At 58.8% G+C, this 20,962-nt stretch carries 14 protein-coding genes; 7 read left to right on the forward strand and 7 right to left on the reverse strand.

Annotated elements, in window-relative coordinates; translation table 11 throughout:
• Positions 1–145 precede the first annotated feature (145 nt).
• The 3 genes from WAW39_RS24345 to WAW39_RS24355 form a co-directional block, all read right to left on the reverse strand.
• Positions 146–1,456, reverse strand: a complete 1,311-nt coding sequence (locus WAW39_RS24345) for a sensor histidine kinase (protein ID WP_422321760.1) — start codon at positions 1,454–1,456, stop codon at positions 146–148.
• 19 nt (positions 1,457–1,475) lie between these two features.
• The gene (locus WAW39_RS24350; RefSeq protein WP_422321761.1) at positions 1,476–3,758 is read right to left on the reverse strand and encodes a bifunctional SulP family inorganic anion transporter/carbonic anhydrase; all 2,283 of its coding nucleotides are present in this window, start codon (positions 3,756–3,758) and stop codon (positions 1,476–1,478) included.
• Between the two features lie 127 nt (positions 3,759–3,885).
• The gene (locus WAW39_RS24355) at positions 3,886–4,527 is read right to left on the reverse strand and encodes a response regulator (RefSeq protein ID WP_397384597.1); all 642 of its coding nucleotides are present in this window, start codon (positions 4,525–4,527) and stop codon (positions 3,886–3,888) included.
• Between the two features lie 103 nt (positions 4,528–4,630).
• Between WAW39_RS24355 and WAW39_RS24360 the strand changes: the two genes are divergently transcribed.
• From WAW39_RS24360 to WAW39_RS24370, 3 genes are all read left to right on the forward strand, one after another.
• Positions 4,631–6,736, forward strand: a complete 2,106-nt coding sequence (locus WAW39_RS24360; RefSeq protein ID WP_422321762.1) for a TonB-dependent receptor — start codon at positions 4,631–4,633, stop codon at positions 6,734–6,736.
• 85 nt (positions 6,737–6,821) lie between these two features.
• Positions 6,822–7,706: a polysaccharide deacetylase family protein gene (locus WAW39_RS24365; RefSeq protein ID WP_422321763.1), complete on the forward strand. Its 885-nt coding sequence runs from the start codon at positions 6,822–6,824 to the stop codon at positions 7,704–7,706.
• A gap of 484 nt (positions 7,707–8,190) precedes the next feature.
• Positions 8,191–9,018, forward strand: coding sequence for a PEP-CTERM sorting domain-containing protein (locus tag WAW39_RS24370; RefSeq protein WP_422321764.1), 828 nt, complete (start codon positions 8,191–8,193; stop codon positions 9,016–9,018).
• An 81-nt stretch (positions 9,019–9,099) separates the two neighbouring features.
• Here the strand turns inward: WAW39_RS24370 and WAW39_RS24375 are convergent, their stop codons facing one another.
• Positions 9,100–10,386, reverse strand: coding sequence for a Y-family DNA polymerase (locus WAW39_RS24375; RefSeq protein WP_422321765.1), 1,287 nt, complete (start codon positions 10,384–10,386; stop codon positions 9,100–9,102).
• A 140-nt stretch (positions 10,387–10,526) separates the two neighbouring features.
• On the opposite strand from WAW39_RS24375, the gene WAW39_RS24380 reads away from it, so the two are divergent.
• The gene (locus WAW39_RS24380; protein ID WP_422321766.1) at positions 10,527–11,111 is read left to right on the forward strand and encodes a DUF2726 domain-containing protein; all 585 of its coding nucleotides are present in this window, start codon (positions 10,527–10,529) and stop codon (positions 11,109–11,111) included.
• 15 nt (positions 11,112–11,126) lie between these two features.
• On the opposite strand, the gene WAW39_RS24385 is transcribed toward WAW39_RS24380, so the two are convergent.
• Positions 11,127–12,131 (reverse strand): Ig-like domain-containing protein, encoded by a 1,005-nt coding sequence (locus WAW39_RS24385; protein ID WP_422321767.1) that lies wholly within the window; start codon positions 12,129–12,131, stop codon positions 11,127–11,129.
• Positions 12,128–13,240 carry a hypothetical protein gene (locus WAW39_RS24390; protein ID WP_422321768.1) on the reverse strand — a complete coding sequence of 371 codons (1,113 nt, stop codon included), beginning with the start codon at positions 13,238–13,240 and terminating at the stop codon, positions 12,128–12,130. Before WAW39_RS24390 ends, WAW39_RS24385 begins: the two co-directional genes overlap by 4 nt.
• Before the next feature lie 123 nt (positions 13,241–13,363).
• On the opposite strand from WAW39_RS24390, the gene WAW39_RS24395 reads away from it, so the two are divergent.
• Both WAW39_RS24395 and WAW39_RS24400 read left to right on the forward strand, forming a co-directional pair.
• The gene (locus WAW39_RS24395; protein ID WP_422321769.1) at positions 13,364–13,804 is read left to right on the forward strand and encodes a hypothetical protein; all 441 of its coding nucleotides are present in this window, start codon (positions 13,364–13,366) and stop codon (positions 13,802–13,804) included.
• 82 nt (positions 13,805–13,886) lie between these two features.
• The gene (locus tag WAW39_RS24400) at positions 13,887–16,067 is read left to right on the forward strand and encodes a transglycosylase domain-containing protein (RefSeq protein ID WP_422321770.1); all 2,181 of its coding nucleotides are present in this window, start codon (positions 13,887–13,889) and stop codon (positions 16,065–16,067) included.
• A gap of 13 nt (positions 16,068–16,080) precedes the next feature.
• Here the strand turns inward: WAW39_RS24400 and WAW39_RS24405 are convergent, their stop codons facing one another.
• Complete coding sequence (locus WAW39_RS24405) at positions 16,081–20,226, reverse strand: vitamin B12 dependent-methionine synthase activation domain-containing protein (RefSeq protein WP_422321771.1); 4,146 nt, start codon at positions 20,224–20,226, stop codon at positions 16,081–16,083.
• A 114-nt stretch (positions 20,227–20,340) separates the two neighbouring features.
• On the opposite strand from WAW39_RS24405, the gene WAW39_RS24410 reads away from it, so the two are divergent.
• On the forward strand, positions 20,341–20,943 hold the full coding sequence (locus WAW39_RS24410; RefSeq protein ID WP_397382809.1) for a helix-turn-helix domain-containing protein: 603 nt from the start codon (positions 20,341–20,343) through the stop codon (positions 20,941–20,943).
• The last annotated feature ends 19 nt before the right edge of the window (positions 20,944–20,962 follow it).

The raw sequence follows: 20,962 nt of genomic DNA on the forward strand, positions 1-20,962 counted from the left end.
TTATTTCACCACGAACCACAGGGGGCGCTTTTGCCAGTCGTTTCCAATCATTCAGCGCCGGGTTGGTCCATGCAGTTGCATCCATGGCCTTCACACCTGCCAGCAACTCCATTCCCATACCCAAACCGGGCAGGGGCGGCCCCTGTCAGGCCGCCGGTGCCTTCAGCGGAATGACCACCTCGATTCGAAGGCCCTGAGGCAAAACGCTGCTGGCGGTCAGTTCGCCGCCGGACTGCCGTGCCCGTGCACGCATGCCCACCATGCCAAGGCTGGGACTGTAAATAATATCGCCAGTGTGATTGGGCAGGCCTTTGCCATTGTCCTCTATGGTGAGAAGGATGTTTTGATCCCGATGCGTCAGGCTGACCTTCACTTCCGTAGCCTCCGAGTGCCGGGCGATATTGGTGAAAGCCTCCTGGGCGATGCGAAAGAGGTGCGTTTCCGTTTCATCAGCAAGCCGGCCCGTGAAGTCAGAAACGTAATCCACTTTCAGGCGCGTGCGCTGGCCGAATTTTTCCGCCAGCCAGCGCAGGCCGGCATCCAGGCCAAAATCATCCAGAATGACGGGCCGCAGCAGATGGGAGAGCTCACGCACGTTGGCGATGGATTCATCCACGAGATGCAGGCAGTCGGCGCGCAGAGAGGGCAGATCATGCGTGGAGCCCTTGGTCAGGTTGGAACGCACGGCGGCCAGCGACTGACCCAGTTCGTCGTGGAGTTCATGAGAAAAGCGCCGTGCAGCCTGTTCCTGGGTCTGCAGCATGTGCCAGGACACACGGCTGAGCTCCTCGGACTGCCAGCGGATGCGCTGAATGCTTTTGCGGGCAAAGGCAATGGTCAGCATGGCGCAGATCGCGGCCAGGATGGTGCTGGAACCCAGCAGCAGGGTGGAGTCATCACTGAGATCCTGCGACTGCTTCTCCAACTGACGTTCAGTCTTGGTGAGATGCTCTGAGCTGCTTTTGATGAGCTTGTTGACCAGCTCGACGACCTGGCTGTGATGCAGGAACAGGGTCTCCAACTTTTCCCGCTGCACCGGTTCATGGCTTTCCAGCAGCCGGTGCGATTCCTGGGTGAAAGCTTTGACCCCCCTGTCCAGGTCCGCCCATAGTTCCGCATCCGCCAGGGATCGCACTTCCGGTCCCAGGCGTGAAATCTGGCGATCACTTTCATCCAGCTCCTGCAGCAACTTGGCCAGATCGGCGCGCTTCAGCTCAAACTGGGCGAACTGATGCAGTACTCCGGTCATGGTGTTTTCCTCCGACTGCACATCCTGCCGCAAACGGGCGATGAGGAACTGGTCCCGCGCCATCTGCTCCACCCCGTGCCGGATGCCCTGGCTCTGGCGTACAGCGATGAGGCCCGCCGTTCCCAGCAGCACCATCACCAGCAGGAAACCCAGCGCGAGAACGCGCAGCACGTAGCGTTCAGTAATCCGCAGAAAGGTGAACGACATGACGGGCAGGGATAGAAACTTAAACGCTCTCGACCATGGGTATCGGCAGTGACGAGTGGCTGGAGCCCTGGGTCTGAAAGAAAGTAACCATGCCGGTCTGGATGTCGTACATAGCACCGACGATGACCAGTTTCCCGGCCTGCACCAGTCCTGTCAAAGTGCTGCTGCGCTCCGTGAGCTTGCGCATGGTTCGCAGCACATTGCGGCGGGAGACCTCATTGGCGTAGGCCGCCTTCTCACCGGCCAGCCATTCGCCTTCGCGCTTGCAGGACTTGAGATCGACCGACTTTTGAATCTCAATGACGAGCGAATCGAGATTCACACAGCCGGTGGCTTCTGCGGCGGTTTGATTGCTGCAAATGAGATCCACGGCGGCATTGACCGCACCACAGGAGGTGTGCCCCATGACCAAAATCATCTTCGCACCCGCCACGGCACAGCTGTACTCCAAGCTCCCCAGCACCTTGTCACGCGCAATGTTGCCCGCGATGCGCACGCTGAAGACATCCCCCAGGCTCAAGTCGAAAACGAGTTCTGCAGGCGTGCGCGAGTCGATGCAGCTGAGCACCACTGCCATGGGGAACTGACCGGCGGAAGTCGCATCGACCAAACGGCCGATGTCACGTGTGAGATGCCTGCCTTCGCGGAACCGCTCATTGCCTTCTTTGAAGATTTCCAGCACACGTTCCGGCGTCAGGCTGCTCTGCACTTCGCGGCTGCTGTAATTCAAAAACTGAATGCGGTCTTTGATCTGGGGATATTTGTCCTTGAATCCCGCCATGCTGAGTTTGATGCCGCGCGCCGTGGCGGTCTTGTGCTGGAAATCGTGGATCAGGCTCAGGATGTCCGCGTCAATGTAGTCCGTGCTGCGCGCATCAAGGAGAACATGGCCGCCCTTTGGAACACTGCGCAGGGTTTCCTCGAGCGTGCCACGGCTTAAAAAACTCACCTGATTGGCCAGCTCAATGCGCAGGACGTCGCCTGTGATGTGCTGCTCCATGAACTTGCGCAGAGGACGGCGCATGTTGCTGTGCAAAATGAATCCTATGCTGACTGCAAGACCAATGACGATGCCGATGAGCAGATCTGTAAGAACGATGGCCACAACGGTGATGATGAAGGGCAGAAACTGGTTCTTTCCTTCACTCCACATCTCTTTGACCAGGCTGGGACTGGCGAGCTTGAGCCCGGTCATGAGCAGAATGGCGCCAAGCGCGGCAAGCGGGATCTGGTTCAGCAGACCTGGCACAAGCAGAACGCAGCCCAGCAGCAGGAAGCCATGAAAAACAGCGGAGAGCTTGGTTTTGCCGCCGGCATTGATGTTCACACTGCTGCGTACAATCACGCTCGTCATGGGCAGCCCGCCGATCAACCCTGCGGTAACATTGCCAATCCCCTGCGCGATCAGTTCCCGGTTGGGCGGACTGCTGCGCTGCTGCGGATCAATCTTGTCCACCGCCTCAAGGTTGAGCAGCGTCTCCAGGCTGGCGACGATGGCGATGGTGATGGCAGCGCCGTATACTGCCGGATTGCCCAGAGCGGAGAAATTCGGAAACACCAGGAAGCCCATGAACGCGCTGAGGTCTTTCGCCACCGGAACCTGCACCAGGTGCGAGGCTTCGATGACCCATGCGGCGCTGCCATACTGCTTCAGCAGCATGCTGACCCCCACCCCCAGCAGAACGACAATCAGCGGGGCGGGCACCACGCTGTTTTTCAAAGGCTTGAACTTGTCCCAAAAAACCATCAGCAAGATGGAAAGCACACCGACCAGCGCGGCACCGGGCTGGATGTCAAACAAAGCGGACCAAATTTCGGTGAAAGTGTTCTCATGGTCGGGCTGCTCGAAACCCATGTCACCTTCCGGGTCGGGGTCGTGCCCGATGACGTGGGGAATTTGTTTGAGGATGAGGATGACACCAATGGCGGCCAGCAAGCCCTTGATCACACTCGAAGGGAAAAACGCAGCAATGAAACCCGCACGACAGACCCCGAGGATGATCTGCAGCACACCCGCAAACATCACCGCCAGCAGGAACACATCAAAAGCCCCCAGCTTGGTAATCTGTGCCGCCACAATGGCGGTCAAACCTGCGGCAGGTCCGCTGACACTTGTTTGTGATCCGCTGAGAACTCCGACCAAAATACCACCGATGATCCCTGCCACGACACCCGAAAAGAGCGGTGCATTGGACGCCAGCGCCACACCCAGACAAAGCGGCAGTGCCACGAGAAAGACGACGAGGCCAGCGGAGAGATCTTTGAAAATGGTGGCAGGTGAGGTCGAGGAAGTGGCAGGCATGCAGGAGGAATGGGGTGACTAAAAGGTGGGAGATTTTATCTGAACCTGCCCTACAAACGAAGCCAATAACAAAACGGCCTTAGTTTTCCAACACTTACTCAATTCTTTACCTCGACGTCTTAAACCTTTAGTCGATCAAACCATTGCGAATGGAGAAGCGCACCAATTCGCCGATCGAGTGCAGGTTTAGCTTTTCCATGATCCGGCCTCGATGCGCTTCCACAGTATAAACGCTCAGGTTCAGCACGGAGGCGATTTCCTTGTTGGTCTTGCTCTCCGAGATCATCTGCAGCACCTCGCGTTCCCGTGGTGAGAGCAGGTCGATCGGGTTGGTCACATGCTTGCGATAGTCATCCAGCACCGCGTCGCTGACCTCCGGACTGAGAAATCCTTTGCCATTGGCGACGGCTCGCACAGCCGAAAGAAGATCGCTCTCGTTGCTGTCCTTCAACAAATAGCCGTTGGCTCCCGCACGCAGCATTTCACGAACATAGACAGAATCCTTCTGCATGGAGAGCGCCAGGATGCGCGCCTTCGGCACAGCCTTGGTGATCTGCCGCGCCGCCTCGATGCCGTTGAGCTCGGGCATCGTCACGTCCAGCACCACGACATCCGGCTGAAGATTGATGGCTTTTTCCACGGCCTCCCGTCCATTGGCGGCCTCTCCCACGACCTCCATGTCCCACTGCGCAGCGAGGATCATCCGGAAGCCGTTGCGGACCACGGCGTGGTCATCGGCAAGAAGTATGCGGGTTAATTTGGCAGACATGAGGGGATCAGAATAGCCAACGAGCGGCAAAGAGCAAAATCTGCGGTCATTTTGTGGGAACCCACTGCAGCTGGTCGTCCCAACTGCCGCAACCCCTCCTCCAATGCCAGTCTTCCGCCTATCCAGAATCAGCCTCGTCATCGCCTTGATGCCGCTGCTGAGCGAAGCTCAGTCAACGATAGAGGCTCCCGATGGAGGTGGCTCACTGGCTGAAGAATTGACGCTCGAAATGCCCGAAATCGTCATTGAGGGCAAGGCTGAGAGCCTCATCGGCATCGCCACCTCCGCCTCAAAAGGCCAGACCAGCGCCAAGGAACTGCTGGCGCGGCCCTTTTCACGGCGTGGCGAGTTGTTGGAAAGCATCCCGGGCTTCATCGCCACCCAGCACAGCGGTGATGGCAAGGCGAACCAGTACTACCTGCGCGGGACCAACCTCGATCACGGCACCGACTTTGCCATCTACGTTGATGGCATGCCGGTGAACCTCCGCAACCACGCGCACGGCCAGGGCTATGCAGACACGAACTTCATCATCCCGGAACTGGTCGGTCAGCTTGAGTACTGGAAGGGCAGCTACTACGCGCAGCATGGGGATCTCAGCTCCACCGGCGCGGCGCGCTTCAAGCTGCTGGACGCCCTTCCTCAGGGCATCATCTCCACCACCTGGGGCGAGTATGATTACTCGCGCACGCTCGTCGCAGATACGATCCAGGCGGGTGCCGGGCAGCTCACCGTGGCCTTGGAGCATCAGTACTACAACGGCCCCTGGGACATGCACTCAGACGCCACCCGTTTGAACGGTTTCCTGCGCTGGCACTGGGAAGACGCCACGGACAAGATTAATCTCACCTTCATGGGCTATCACGGCAAATGGAAGTCCACCGATCAGGTGCCGCAGCGCGCCGTCGACAGCGGCCTGATCAGTCGTTATGGAAACCTCGATCCCACCGACGGCGGCAATTCACAGCGCTACAGCCTTTCCTTCGACTGGGTGCGCAATGAAGGCCGCACCACCACCCGTGCCAATGCTTACGCGGGCTTTTACGACCTCGATCTATTCTCCAATTTCACCTTCTATCTTGATAGCTTCGCGCGTGGCGACACTCTGGGCGACCAGTTCGAGCAAAAGGACCATCGCTGGTTTCTCGGCGGCGAACTCGCGCGTGACTGGCACTTCGATGCCATGGGCCAGGAGCAGCGTTTCACACTCGGCATGCAGCTACGCACCGACATCATCACCGGCCTCGGCTTGTACAACACCTCTCAGCGTCAGCGCTGGAACACCGTGCGGCAGGATGACATCACCCAGTCCACCTACGGCATGTACGCAGAGGCAGAGCTCAAGCCCATGCGCTGGCTGCGCATCATCCCCGGCCTGCGCGGCGACCTCTTTCAATTCAACGTGGAGAAGAGCAATCTCCCGGAGAATGCCGGATCTCTGACCAAGGGCATCGTCAGTCCAAAGCTCAGCATGGTGTTCGGTCCCTGGGCCAAGACTGAGTTCTATGTGAACGCCGGCATGGGCTTCCACAGCAATGATGCACGTGGCGTAAACATCACCACCGATCCCAACACGGGTCTCCCGGCAGACCGCGTCAGTCCTCTGGTGCGCACCTACGGCGCCGAAATCGGAATTCGCAACGAGTCCATTCCCAAGCTAGTGAACACACTCTCCTTTTGGATGCTGCACAGCGATTCGGAACTGATCTACACGGGCGATGCCGGCACCACCGAGCCCGGAGCCGCCTCACTGCGCCAGGGCATCGAGCTCTCCAGCTACTGGCGTCCCGAGGATTGGGTCATGGTCGACATTGAGGCAACGTTGACCAACGCGCACCTCGTCAATACCAGCCCCTCCAATCAAAAGATCCCCAACTCCATTCCCTACACGTTTAACGGCGGCGTCACCCTCGGCGGCGCGCAGGGCTTCTTCGGCTCGCTGCGTGCTCGTTACTTCGCACCACGCCCCTTGGATTCGGTGGTGGACGTCAAAACGCGCGAATCGCTGCAGGTAAATGCACGCCTCGGCTATCGCAGGAACAATTGGGAGATCGCCATGGACTGTCTGAATCTGCTCAACCGCAGCGACTACGATGTGGCCTACTACTATGCCTCCCAGCTTAAAAATGATGCCGCCCCGGTGGACGGCGTCCACGTGCATCCCATCGAACCACGCATGTTTCGCCTCTCGGTGACCTACCGCTTCTAGGCGGATATTTTCACGGTGCCCAGCAGGCAAAGAAACGGCCGAGGCCTGTTGTCAAAGCTTCCACAGCATACGACCTTGGGTCCTCATGTTTCTGCCGCGCCTGCTCGCCCTTCTCCTTAGCACTTCTGCCACGCTCACCGCGCAGGTGACCGGTTCGCCACTGAAGATCGAGGTACGGCGCGCACTTCCGGCTGACGACATCCCACAGCCCGCTCTGCCAGACACAGCCAAACTGCCCCGCGTGCTGCCTGTCAATCGCCAGGGCGTCTACAGCCGTTGCGAGACAAAACTGCCGCTTATCGCCATCACCTTTGATGACGGTCCTGATCCGGTGCTCACCCCACGTCTGCTCGATTTGCTCAAGCAACGTGGCATTCATGCCACTTTCTTTCTGGTCGGCAAAAATGCCGCCGCCTTCCCCGACGTGGTGCGCCGCATCGTGGAAGAAGGACATGAGGTGGGCAACCACAGCTGGTCACATCCTTTGCTAACCCAACTCGGCCCGGAGAGCGTGGACCGTCAGTTGCGCCGCACGCACGACGCTATCGTAAAAGCTTGTGGTACAGCACCTTTGCTATACCGCCCGCCCTACGGTGCTGTACGTGTATCGCAACGCGCACGCATCGAAAAAAACTTCGGCTACCCTGCCATCCTCTGGGATGTAGATCCTCAGGACTGGCAGCACCCTCGCAGTGCGCAGAAGGTGTATGACCGCATTCACAGCCAGACGCGCCCTGGCTCCATCATCCTCTGTCATGACATCCACGAGACGACTGTCGCCGCCATGCCTGCCACGCTGGATGACCTCACCGCTCGCGGCTATCGCTTTGCCACGGTCACTCAATTGATCTCCTACACCACCCCGCCGGAAATCATGGGGCCTCCAGCGCCAAATTCCCTGCAAGCCATCCCTCTCGCCGATCCGCCTCCTGCGACTGCTGGCAAGGACACAGCCAAGGCGGTAGAATAAAAGCGAGAAACGAAAGATCTTTGGCCGTGCTACTGGCTCAGTCCTTGAGCCGCGTAGAGCCGTGAATCACCATTAAGTACTGGCAGGAGTCATTTCCACACCATTTCGCCTGACATCAAGCTTCGTCCAGATGTCGAATGAGACGCCCCCCTTCCTCATTTGCCACGAGCAGATTGCGATGGCCGAACCTCAAAAATGCCGGTTTCCATCGATTCTTTGGTGGTAGCCACATGACCTCTCAAATCCCCCTCATTTGGAGGTGTCATCATTTCGTCACAATTGTCAAAATTGAGTAAGTAGTTGTAAATGAATTGCAATAAAGCGATTAATTCATTCAACACCCCAACCATTCAAGCATAATTAATTGAAAAATTCATAATTGAAACGCTTTACAGAGAATTTTTTCAATTATAGTTTATTACCGGCCCTCCATTTGGATTCAGCGAATCTAATTTGAGTGTCAAATCTGTTAACATTTGCAAACATGAAAACGCCATCCTCTGCTCCCCAGCTGCAACGTAAGCCCATTGAGGCTGCTGCTGTGGCCATGCTGCTTGCTTTTACAAGCCTTGGTTTTGCCGCATCGACCATCGAACTGGATCAGCCCTTTGCTCCGGCGGGCGAAAACTACCGCATCACGGCACTGCAAAATCTCACTCCACTCACCTTGGATGGTGGAACATCGGCAGGGGCCAATCCAAATGTGAATTTTGATTTCCAAGGTGGTTTCGGGGTCCGCTATGAGGATGCTTACGGCATACAGACGGACTTTGGCATCGGCCTCTACGATGCGAGCTATGCCCCCGGTATCCAGACAGCCTCAACCGGACTGAACATCGCTTTCGATCAACTGGTCTCGAGCCACGGCCTGTCCGCCACCCTGGGAGACTTCGGCCTGAATGAATACTCGACCGACGCCGACCCGAGCCAAGTGGCCCCGACCATCTCCATCTACGGCATCGGCAATTCGTTGCTCGGAAACTTCTCGACTGCGGACATCCTGGCCAGCAACGCCATGACCCTCCTGAGCAGCCTGGATCCAATCGCCAAGACTGATCTTTGGAAGCTCAATCTGGACGCCTTGGTCGGCCCCGGCGTGCTGGTTTCCGGTTTCACGCTGGCCGCAGACACCCACAATGGCGCAGGCAGCCCGATGGCCGTCAATAGCGACCCTTATTTCCTCGTTGCTGTGAACGGCTGCGAGTGCGCCTCGATTCCTGAGCCCGGCTCCGCCTTCCTCATTCTGAGTGCCGGCCTCGGCACGCTGATCATCACGCGCCGCCGCACCCGGGACCTGTTTAGCTCCAAGTAACCGGTCTTTGCGAACAAGCCCTTCAAATTAAGCCGTGGGAGATTCTCCCACGGCTTTTTTGTGCCCTCACTTCATCAGGATCTACTCTTTGAACTCTTCGCGGTCTGGAATGCGTGTGAAGGCAATCTTGGTGCCCGAAAACGTGCGCACGGTGTCAGGAGTGAAACCGATCACCACGGAGTCGCGGCCGTACTTCTGATTGATCTCATCCAGCACACGACTGAGCTGCTCGCGCTGTTCTTTGGGTGCCGATGCACCCGAGTCGTCGAAAAGTTCGAGCTGCCGCGGGGATGCCTCGGCCATCAGGCCAAACAGGGTCACCGAGATCTTTTTCACCCGCTGCCAGCGCGCCTGCTTCATCACCTGCTGCCACAGCTCCGCCAGCACGCGTGCCAGTACGATGCTGTCAGATCCCTCCTCAAACTTTGCCTGCGCTTCACAGCGCGGTCCGTCCTCCGTGCGCACGCTGAGGTGCAGGTGTCTGGCGCGGTACTTCATGCGGCGCAGCCGGCTCGCGGCCTTCAGTAACAGTCTGCGAGCCACAATGCCTGCGGCCGGTGGTGTGCGCAGTTCGGGAGCCAGCACATGACTGTGTCCGATGGTGCGATGCGCCGGAGGAACGTCATCCTCCGTCGTGCCGCCATGCAGGCCATGCCAGAACCGGTCTCCGCCCACGCCACCCCAGGCCCGGTGCAGCGTCTCGCGCCCTGCCGCCCACAGATCCTCCATCGTACGAATGCCGCAGGCATGCAGGCGCGGCTCCATGCGGCGGCCGATCCCGCAGAGATCACTCAACTTCAGTTCCAGCAGCCGTCCCGGCAGTTCTTCCTGCAGCAGCACCACCAGACCATCCGGCTTTTGCATGTCGCTGGCCACCTTTGCCAGAAAGCGGTTAGGGGCCAGACCGATGGAGCAGGTGATGCACTCGCCAACGCGTTCCCTCAGCCCTTGCTTGATGCGTCTGGCCAGATCCAGCGCTGCATCCATCCGGCGACGCGGCGCATCCAGCTTGCAGGCCATCTCGTCGATCGAACAGATCACGTGCACCGGGAAATGCCGTTCCACCTCCTCAATGATCTTGTGATGAAATTCCACATACACATCGTGGCTGGCCATGACAGTGATGAGGTCCGGGCAGCGCCGCCTCGCCTCACCGATGTTGGTGCCGGTCTTGATTCCGAATTTCTTGGCCTCATGGCTGGCTGCAATCGCACAGGTCGCATCTGAATCCACCGGCACCACTGCGATCGGCTTCCCCCGGAGTTCCGGGTGCAACTGCTGCTCCACGCTGGCGAAGTAACTATTTAGGTCGAGAAACAGCCAGTCTACGAGCGGTTGGGAATCAGGAATGGCACGATTAGCAGGCATTGGCGGACCGATTCTCGCCCAAATCAAAAACTGTTCAATAGAACATTATTCAGATTAAGCTAAAATCTCATTCAAGCCATCTTACATGCTTCTTACCAATGCCGGGTTGATGGGTTTATAATTTCCATAAATGATGGGGTATGCAGCCCGCTTCTGCTAATCCTCCCCTTTCTTCCCCTGAAACATCCCCCACCCCCTACCCCCTGCTATCGTCCGACGAAGCTCTTTTTCATGCCTGCCTAGAGAACATCACCGCCCAACGCTGCCACATTCAATGCAAGCCGCGCCTCTTCGAAATCCTTCATGCTGAAAACGTTGCGGGCTTTCTTAAGATTTGCCAGCGCCACATCGACTTCCTTATCTACCGCAAAGGAGACTGGCTGCCCATGGTGGCCATCGAATTTGAGGACGACAGCCCCGGCAAGGCCAGCCGAAAACCACGTGACCGCCATCTGGTGGACGACATTTTTTCGAGCTTCGGCATTCCCCTGCTGCAGGTCACTGCCAAGGACATCAACCAGATCGACACTCTCGTTCACAAACTCAGCAATGCCTGGCAGCAGCGCAATGCGAATCTGGAGATCATGCCCCCACCCAGTGAGGAGTGCGCGCCTCACCCTCCCACGACCACCCTGCTGGCTGCCACGTCCAGTTCCAGTTCAAGCCCCAATTCCAGCGCTAATACAAGCCGCATGACCTCCGCAGCCTGTTCCTCGATTTCCTGAAGGCACGGCGCATTTCTATCCGCCCACCTTGAAGCTCAGCGTGGTCGTAGCGGCCGCTTTCGCCGGCGCATCACGATCCACCTCAAAGGGGCCGAGCAGGTTGTTACCCGCCAGATCTTCGAGCAGGGGATCAATCTTCAAAACGCAGGCCCCTGGCGTCCAACCCACCACTGGCGTGAATGACCAAGTGCGTGCATCTGCGGCCACACTCACCACACCTGCGACTTCACCCTCACCACGTTGCGCCTTCAATGCGGAGACAAGCATTGAGGGATCCAGCGGTTCATCGAACCTGACCACCAGCGGATCGCGAGTTCCCGCTTTCGGCGCAGTGATCTGCCAGCGCAGCGGATTGGGGCAGGTGTGATCCACGGCACCAGCTGCAAGTGCAAACACAGCCTCCTTTCCCAAGGCCACACCGGTGGTCGAGCGCCAGCTGGCAGCTATCCTGAGCGTGTGCTGCCTGCCCTCTTGTAAAACCGGCCCTTCATCAAGATTCAGATTCACGCCGGTCTTCTGCCGGCCCGGGTGCAGCCAGAGGGTGAGACGTTTCCCATCCGGCGACCACAGTTCAGTCTCACGAAAAGCGCCGCGAACCTCCTTGCCATCCTGACGCTGCAAGGTGATGCGATCCAGAAACACACCCTGCTCCATCGGCTGAGTGAAGTGCAGGTAGAGCTTGAGCGCATTGGCAGGCAGCATGGTGGGAGAGGGCGTGATGCTCACCGTCGGCGCAACCGCCGCCGGAAGCTTGAACTTCAGCCGCTGGGTGCTCCACGCACCGTCGGCTGTTTGAATCTCGATGCGGTAGGTTTCTCCAGGTGCCAGAGGCAGTGCGGCGGCAAAGCACACGCTGTCACTCGTCTTCACCACGCTCCCAAATAGAGGCTGGGAGGCATCGCCACGAAACACGCGCACATCACGGCCATGGGCCTCGATCTGCCCTGACTCGTTCACACGGACCTCAGCAGCAAATGCCGCAGAGCAGACAAGACTCAGAATGCTGAGCCAGCGTTTCACGGCAGTGCTGCCACTTCGAGGCTCAGCGTGCCTTCGGTGTCGCGCAGCACGATGGCTTCGGTATCGCTCAGTTTGTCCACCTGCACGGCACCGAAGAGCGCATCCACGATTTCGATGCCCTCGGGGCCTTTGGGCTCCTTCTCATCGCGGCGTGCGGCGTTTTCATTGGTCTTCTCTGGAGCCTTGGCATCGAGGTAATCCATGCTGATGCGCGCACCCCACATCTTGCTGGGGCCAAAGGCGTTCTGCTTGAAGCGCTGGGTGTGAACCACGAGCCACTCCTTGCCGCTTTTGTCGGAATAGCTGAAGAGATCAAGGGGGCGGTTGCCGCTGCCGAGTTCCACCATGCTCACGCCTTTGACCTGCGCTCCGCTCTGGATGTCGTCCACCTTGAACTTGGCAACCGGCGTGCAGGCGAAAGCGCCAACGACAAAGGTGCCTTCCTTTGATTGGTAGGGGATGAAGCTCTGGATCGGTGCCTTGGTCTCCCACTTGCGATGCGCCACATGATACGTCTCCGCACTGAACACACTGGCCGTGGCACCGTTTTTGAGCGGCACGGGGATGGTGAAAATGCGGGAGGCGAATTCTTCATTGCAGGTGCCGGTGGCAAAGACGCGGTCCTTGTCGAAGGCCACATCGGTGATGTTGGTGACCTTGCTGGCGGTGCCGCCCGGCAGTGTGATACGCACCCAGGACAGAGGCGCGAGATTCAGCGGAGCCACCTTGCCGTCTGCGCCAACGCTGACAATCAGCACCGCATTGTCAGGGCGGCGCTGTACGCCGAGATAGATGCGTCCGCTGGCTGGATTCACCGCGAGATCTTTGACCGTGATGTCCTCCTTCTTCGCCCCGAGTCCGGCGGCGATCTGCGCGCCGATGTCGGAAACCGGCTTGGCAAGACGTTCGCTTTTGGGGCCGGCATCACCCGTTTGGATGGCCACGACACTGGCCGTGGCCGGCTCCGCGACCAGCAGCAACCCTTCCGGCCCGAAGCTGAGGGAACTGAGAGACTGGATCTGCAATCCACCCTGCTGCGGTGATTCGAGCAGGGCAGCGGACGCACCTAATGTGGTGACGATGAGGAGGGAGAGGCAGAGTGCTTTCATGGTCGGAAGGAGTGGTTGCGGTCGTAGGGTACGTGAACCGCAGGCGAAATGTCACGCCCAAAGTAGGATTGCCTTCTGTAGCGGCATTTCATAAGATCAGTCGAATTTCCCATGAAAGCATTCATGCAGCCCCGATCTCGCTTCGCCTTAGGGTGGCTTTGCGCGCTGATTCTCCTGGCGGGACTGCAATCCACGAAAGCCTTCATCACGGATTGCGCCAAACCGACCATGCTTGGCGAGATCAAATTCAAGGATGCCACCTTGGAGGAAGCGGTGACTTATGTGAAGCGGGCCGTGAAGAACCTCCATGCCTTTGGCGACGAGAACCTCAATGTGATCATTCTGGGGGCCAGTGAGGAGCAAAAGAAAAAGAAGATCAGCCTGGAAGTTCGGGAGATTTCGCTGCGCAGCGCCTTGGATCAGATCGCCCATGCTGTGGGTCTGAAAGTCCGGGTGGATGCCCACGCCGTTGTCCTGACCTCGGCGGCACTTTCTGATGAGTTGAGTACCCGCACCTACCGGGTGCCGCCCGATTTCATTTCGACTGGATCGGCTTCCAAATGAAATGTGAAATTGAAGTTCACACCGAGTTCATCGTCTGAGGCTTGATCTTTGGTCCAAAACCAGCGACCCGATGCCTGCACACATGAAAAAGAAGCCCACTGAAGAGCGCAAGCCGACAAAACCCACCCTGTCGCGCTGGCAGTCGTTCAAGCGGCTTGGCGTGATTTTTCTCATGGGAGGTTCGCTCCTTTGCACGCTCACGGCGGCGGTGGTCATCGGCGTTTACAGCCATCTGGCGAAGGCCTACGACCTGACCAAGCTCGGGGACATGCCGGAGCGGACCATCGTGATGGACTACAAAGGCGAAGTCCTTGGCCGCATGCATGGTGAGAACCGCATCATTGTGCCGCTGAGCGAGGTGTCGCCGTGGTTTGTCAAAGCGCTGCTGGCACGCGAAGACTCACGCTTCTACGATCACGGCGGCATCGATTACAAAGGCGTGGCGCGCGCCATGGTGCGCAACCTCAAGGACATGCGCGTGGTGCAGGGCGCGAGCACGCTGACCATGCAGCTCGCGCGCAACAGCTACCCGGATCTCGATGACCGCAGCATCCACCGCAAGCTGGTGGAGATGATGCTGGCACGTCGCATCGAGAAGGCCTGCACCAAGGACCAGATCATTGAGCATTACGTGAACCGGATTTTCTACGGCCCCGGCATTTATGGGGTGCAGCGTGCCAGTCAGGTTTACTTTGGCAAGCATGCCAGCCAGCTCAGCCTGAGCGAGGCTGCGATGATCGCCGGCATCATCCGCAGCCCCGTGCGCTTCTCGCCCTTCCGCAACTATGAAGGAGCGCTGAAGGAACGCGACACCGTGCTCAAGCGCATGCTGGAAACGAAGGTGATCACGCCGGAGGAGGAAATCGCAGCCAAGTATGCTGACATCGCCCTGCATGCGCAGCCTGTGTTTCAAAGCCAGGGCGGCTACGCGCTGGACACCGTGCGGCGTGACTTGGATTTGATTTTGGAGCAGCAGGAGATCGAGGACGGCGGACTGCAGGTCTTCACCACTCTAAACAAAAGCCTGCAGGACGCTGCGGAGGCGGCTGTGGAAAAGCGTCTGACCGCAGTGGAAAAGCAGCATGGATATGCGCACCCGAAGAAGGCGGATTTTGACAAGACCTGGGACGGCTCTCAGGAAATTGCCTCCACGCCCTATCTGCAGGCGGCACTGATGATGCAGGACAATGCCACAGGCGGCATTCTCGCCCTCGTGGGCGGGCGTGACTACCGCCACAGCAAATACAACCGCGCCACTCAGGGTGAGCGGCAGATCGGATCGACAGTGAAACCCTTCGTGTATGCCGCAGGCATCGCCTCCGGTTTCATGCCTGGCACGCTGATCAATGATGCGCCGATCCAGCCCGGTGAGATTGACGGGGCTGATCCTGGCTGGAGTCCGCAGAACTCGGATGGCAAATTCCTCGGCCCCACCACGCTGACGGACGGCATTGTGAAAAGCCGCAACACCATGACCCTGCGCCTCGGCAACTATGCCGGAATCGATCGCGTGATCGATCTGCTCACCAACGCCGGCTTCAGCAAGCCTGCCGAAAGAACACCGCAGATTTTCATTGGCAACATCGGCGGCAATCCGCGGCAGCTTACCAGCGCGATCAGCATCTTCCCCAATCAAGGCCTGCGCCGCCGCCCTTTCCTCATTGACCGCATTGTCGATAAAGCGGGCAACATCATCTACCAGACACCCGTGCTCGAATCCGAGGTCATCACCCCGAGCGTGGCGTTCCTGATGCGCAACATCCTCGCTCAAGTGCTGGATCGGGGCACTGCGGCCTCCCTGCGCAATGAATACGGTTTCAAAGAACCGGGTGGTGGCAAGACCGGCACCACCAATGATTACAAGGATGCCTGGTTCGCGGGTTTCACAGATCGCGTGAGCTGCGGTATCTGGGTGGGGCTCGACAAGCCAGCGACGATTGTCGAGGGAGGTTACGGAGGAACCCTCGCACTGCCGATCTGGGCTGATGTGATGAAAAAAGCCGTGGCTCTCGGCTACAAAACGGAGGTGCCCAAAGTCACACTGCCGCTTTCACGCGTGACTCTGTGCCGCGTGAGCAGCCAGCTGGCCACCGATGGCTGTAGTCAGGCCGGCACCGCGTACGAAGATGCCCTGCCCTACGATCTGGTGCCCAAAAACTTCTGCGCAGAACATCAGGGCTACGCCGCTCCTCCACCGCGTCAGATGCATCAACCCGGCCAGGGACGCGGACTGTTCGACCGCATCCGTGGCTGGTTTCGTTGAATCTGGAGAAGCCTCAATAGCCGAGCCAAGGACCAAGCCAGCGCTCTGCCTCGGCAAGCGTCATGCCTTTGCGCTGCGCGTAGTCTTCCACTTGGTCTTTGCCCAGAACGCTGATACCGAAGTAGTGCGATTCTGGATGTGCGAAGTAAAGGCCGCTGACAGCGCTGCCGGGATGCATAGCCATGCTTTCAGTCAGCTCCACGCCGGTCTTGGCAGCGGCATCGAGTAGATCAAACAGGATGGGCTTCTCGGTGTGGTCAGGCTGGGCGGGATAGCCGGGCGCTGGACGGATGCCGCGATACTTTTCCTTGATGAGTTCCTCGCGGGAAAGCTCGCCGGGTTTTTCATAGCCCCAGGCGTAGCGGGCCTGCTGGTGAAGGTATTCGGCGAAGGCCTCGGCCAGACGGTCGGCCACGGCCTTGGCAATGATGGCGCTGTAGGGATCGTGCGCGGCTTCGAATTCCTTGGCGAACTCATCCGCACCGTGAATGCCGACGGCGAACCCGCCGATGTAGTCGGCTCGGCCGCTGTCCTTCGGCGCAATATAATCGCTGAGCGCGTAGTTCGGCGTGTCCTTCTTGATGACCTGCTGGCGCAGGGTGTGGAAGGTGGTTTTCACCGTGGCGCGTGACTCGTCCGTGTAGACTTCGATGTCATCGCCAATGGCGTTGGCAGGGAAGAAGCCCATGATGCCACGCGGGTTGAACCGGCTTTCAGCAATGACGCGGTCGAGCAGATCATTAGCATCCTTGTAAAGCTTGAGTGCCTCCGCCTCAGCTTTGCCTTTCATCTCCGCATCTTCCTGAGCAGAGGAGAAACGCTGCTCGGCAGCAAACCAGCGGCCACGCAGTTCCCACGAATGGAAGAAGGGCGACCAGTCGATGAACTCGCGCAGTGCGGCGACAAGCTGAGGACCTTCATAGACCTTCGTGCCGAGGAATGTGGGCGTGGCGATGTCCTGCGTGGCCCAGTCAAACTTGACGCCTTTTTCGCGAGACTCGGCGATGCTGAGAAGCACGCGGTCCTTCTTCTTGCCGTACTCCTCACGCAGACGGGCATGGCGGGCCTCGTTGCTGGCCACAAAGGCTTCACGCTGATCTTTACTGAGCAAAGAAGTCGTGACGGGCACGCTGCGGGAGGCGTCCAAAACATGCACAATGCTGCCGCTGTATTTTGGCGCGATCTTGATGGCGGTGTGCGCCGGGCTGGTGGTGGCACCGCCGATGAGAAGTGGTTGCTTGAAGCCACGCCGCTCCATCTCGCTGGCCACATGCGCCATCTCATCCAGTGAAGGCGTGATCAGGCCGCTGAGGCCAATCACATCGGCACCGATTTCGAGGGCCTTTTCCAAAATCTTGTCGCAGGGCACCATGACGCCCATGTCAGTGACTTCGAAGCCATTGCAGGCCAGAACGATGCCCACGATGTTTTTGCCGATGTCATGCACGTCGCCTTTGACCGTGGCGAGAACGATCTTGCCACCGCCCTGCTTGGCAGCCTCGGCAGGAATCAAGTCTTCGGCGGTCAGACCATCGGCCGAGCCGGCAGCACCACCAGAGGTGGACTGAGCATGGTTGAGGAATGGGGCGACGACACGGTCGGAGTTGGAGGCGTCCTTGCGCAGGCTTTCAAGCTTCTGCTGAAGAGCGGCCTCGCCTTCCACTTCAAACACAGCGCCGAGTTCGGCGGCAAGCTTCACTTCAGCACGGCGCTCTTCGAGGCTCAAGCCGATGCTGGGAGTGTAGCTGAAAGATTCGACCACGGCGACAGCGCCACCGATTTTCAACGCAGCGACAGTCTTCGCGGCGACTTCGAGCAGCAAGGCGCGCTCACGTGCTCTGCGAGCCTTCTCGATTTCCATGAAGGGCTGCAGATAGGCCACGCTCTGCTTCATCACGCGGGCGCTTTTGACGACCTGCGGGAGGAACATTTTGCCAGCACCGAAGAGATCGCCCACGACGCTCATGCCGTCCATGAGAGGACCTTCAATCACGGAGAGAGGTTTGCCCAGCTGGGCCAGAGCTTCGGCGGTGTCTTCATTGATGAAGTCCGTGATGCCGCGCAGCAGGGCGTGTTCGAGACGCTTGCTCACTGGGCCCTGCCGCCAGCTCATGTCGATCTCGACCTTCTTGGTGGTGCCAGCCTGGCCTTTGAACTGCTCGGCGTAATCCACGAGAATCTCCGTGGCATCCGGGCGGCGGTTGAGGATGACGTCCTCCACCTTTTCGAGCATGTCCTTCGGGATCTCCTCGTACACTTCGAGCATGCCGGCATTTACGATGCCCATGTCCATGCCCGCCTTGATGGCATAGTAGAGGAACACGCTGTGCATGGCCTCACGCACCTTGTTGTTGCCACGGAAGCTGAAGCTGACGTTGCTGACGCCGCCACTGACCTTGGCATAAGGGAGGTTCTCCTTGATCCAGCGCGTGGCGTTGATGAAGTCGAGCGCGTAGTTGTTGTGCTCCTCCAGACCGGTGGCGACGGTGAGGATGTTGGGATCGAAAATGATGTCTTCTGGCGGGAATTCGATCTCGTCCACGAGGATGCGATAGGCGCGCTCGCAGATGCGGATCTTGTCCTCATACGTGGCGGCCTGGCCCTGCTCATCGAAGGCCATGACCACGGTGGCAGCGCCATACTGTTTGATCTTGCGGGCGCATTCCTTGAACTTGTCCTCGCCTTCCTTGAGCGAGATGGAATTCACGATGCCCTTGCCTTGCAGGCATTTGAGGCCGGCCTCGATGATCTCCCATTTGGAGGAGTCCACCATGATGGGCACCTTGTTCACCTCAGGCTCGGTCTGCAGCAGGATGAGGAACTTGGTCATCGTGGGCACGCCGTCGATGAGGCCTTCGTCCATGCAGACGTCGATCACATTGGCACCGCTCTCCACCTGCTGACGGGCCACGGCCACGGCCTCCTCCAGCTTGCCCTCCTTGATGAGCTTGGCGAATTTCGGAGATCCGGCCACGTTCGTGCGCTCGCCGATCATGAGATAAGGCGGGCGCTCCTCTGGCGTTGTCCCCTTCAGCACAAAGGGCTGCGAGCCGCTGAGGCGCATCGAATGCGTGTCGGCAGGCACCTGACGCGGTGCGAGGTTTTCCACCGCCTTGGCAATAGCGGCGATGTGCTCGGGCGTGTTGCCACAGCAGCCGCCCATGATGTTCACGAAACCGCTGCTGCCAAAATCCTTGGCGTAAGCGGCCATGTCCGGCGGGAGCAGATCAAAACCCGTCGGTGCCAGAGGGTTGGGCATGCCGGCGTTCGGATAGGCGGAGACGAAGCAGTCGGCCTTGGTGGAGAGTTCCTCCAGGAAGGGACGCATCTTATCAGGTCCAAGCGAGCAGTTCAGACCGATGGACAGCGGCTTCACATGCCGCATGGCATTGAGGTAAGCCTCAGTCACCTGACCGGAGATCATCGTCTCACCACCAGGTCCGACAGCCGCGCTGATCTGCACGGGCAACTCGACCTGATCTTCTGCAAACACTTCACGGATCGCCACGAGGGCGGTCTTGGCATTGAGGGAGTCAAAGATCGTCTCGACCATCAAGGTGTCCACTCCGCCGGCGATGAGGGCGCGCACCTGGTGCTTGTACGCCTCCTTCACCTGATCAAAGGTAACGTAGCGGAAGCTGAGGTCGGAGAGATCTGGGAACTGCGAAAGCGAGACGGTGAGCGGCCCGATGGCTCCTGCCACGTAGCGTTTCCGCCCGGTCTTTTCGCCCACGAGGTCGGCCCATTTACGACACTGCTTAGCGGACTCGAAATTGATCTCCCAAGCGAGATCGTTGAGGAACTTGTCCTCCAGCACGGTCTGGAAGAACTCGGGATCTTTGCGCCGCCCTGCCGGCACTTCCGTGAAGAACTCCGCCTGGGCGATGCTGGTGCCGCTGAAGGTGTTCGTCTCGATGATGTCAGCCCCGGCTTCCAAAAAGCGACGGTGGATGTCCTCGATGATGTCCGGACGGGTGATGGAAAGAATGTCGCCGTTGTTGAGCAGATCCTTCTCATTGGAAAGGAAGCGGGTGCCGCGTGCGTCGGCCTCTTTCAGTCCGTATCCGCGAATGGTCGTGCCCATGGCACCATCAATAACCAGGATTCTCTGGCGCATGGCGGCTTCGAGTTCAGAGCGGACATTGGGTCGTGCAGGCATGGTGGAAATTAGCGTTCTAGCTGGGTAGGTCAACAGTCATATCAACGCATCATGATTTGAGCATGTGACTATTATTTCTAATTTACAAGAGAATCATCCGTTATACCGACACCCATGCCCCCCAAACCCAAAGCAGCCCCCTCTATTGAATCCAGCCCTGAGGCCATCAATGAGAATTTGGGGAAGCGGGTGAAAAAACTGCGCGGAGACCGTGGCTGGTCGCTCGAAGAACTCGCCACGGCGAGCGGTGTGAGTCGCTCCATGCTCAGCGAAATCGAGCGTGAAAAGGCCAATCCGACCCTGACCGTCACCTTCCGCATCGCCCGGGCCTTTGGACTGACCTTGCAGGAACTGATCGAAAGTGCCGAGGCCAGCGCTTCGAAAATCCAAGTCATCCGGGCCAGCGACCGCGCCCAGGTCTATCGCAGCGACAAGCAGTGTGAGATCCGCACGCTTTCCCCCATCAACCTCGAAAAGGATGTGGAGTTCTATGAAATGACGCTGCGCCCCGGAGGCACCCTTCGCAGCCAGGCTCACTTTGAAGGCACCCGCGAGTTCCTGACCGTGGAGGACGGCAGCGTGCGCATCGAATCCGACCAAAACAGCGAAGAACTCGGCAAAGGCGACTCCGGCACCTACCGCGCCGACGTGCCGCACGCCATCGTCAACACCGGCAAAGGGGACGCTCTGGTGTTCCTCGTCGTGATCTATCGCTAGAGCCTCATTTCCCAACCCA

Origin of the sequence: Prosthecobacter sp., assembly GCF_049294395.1 — a bacterium.
Classification (GTDB): Bacteria; Verrucomicrobiota; Verrucomicrobiia; order Verrucomicrobiales; family Verrucomicrobiaceae; genus Prosthecobacter.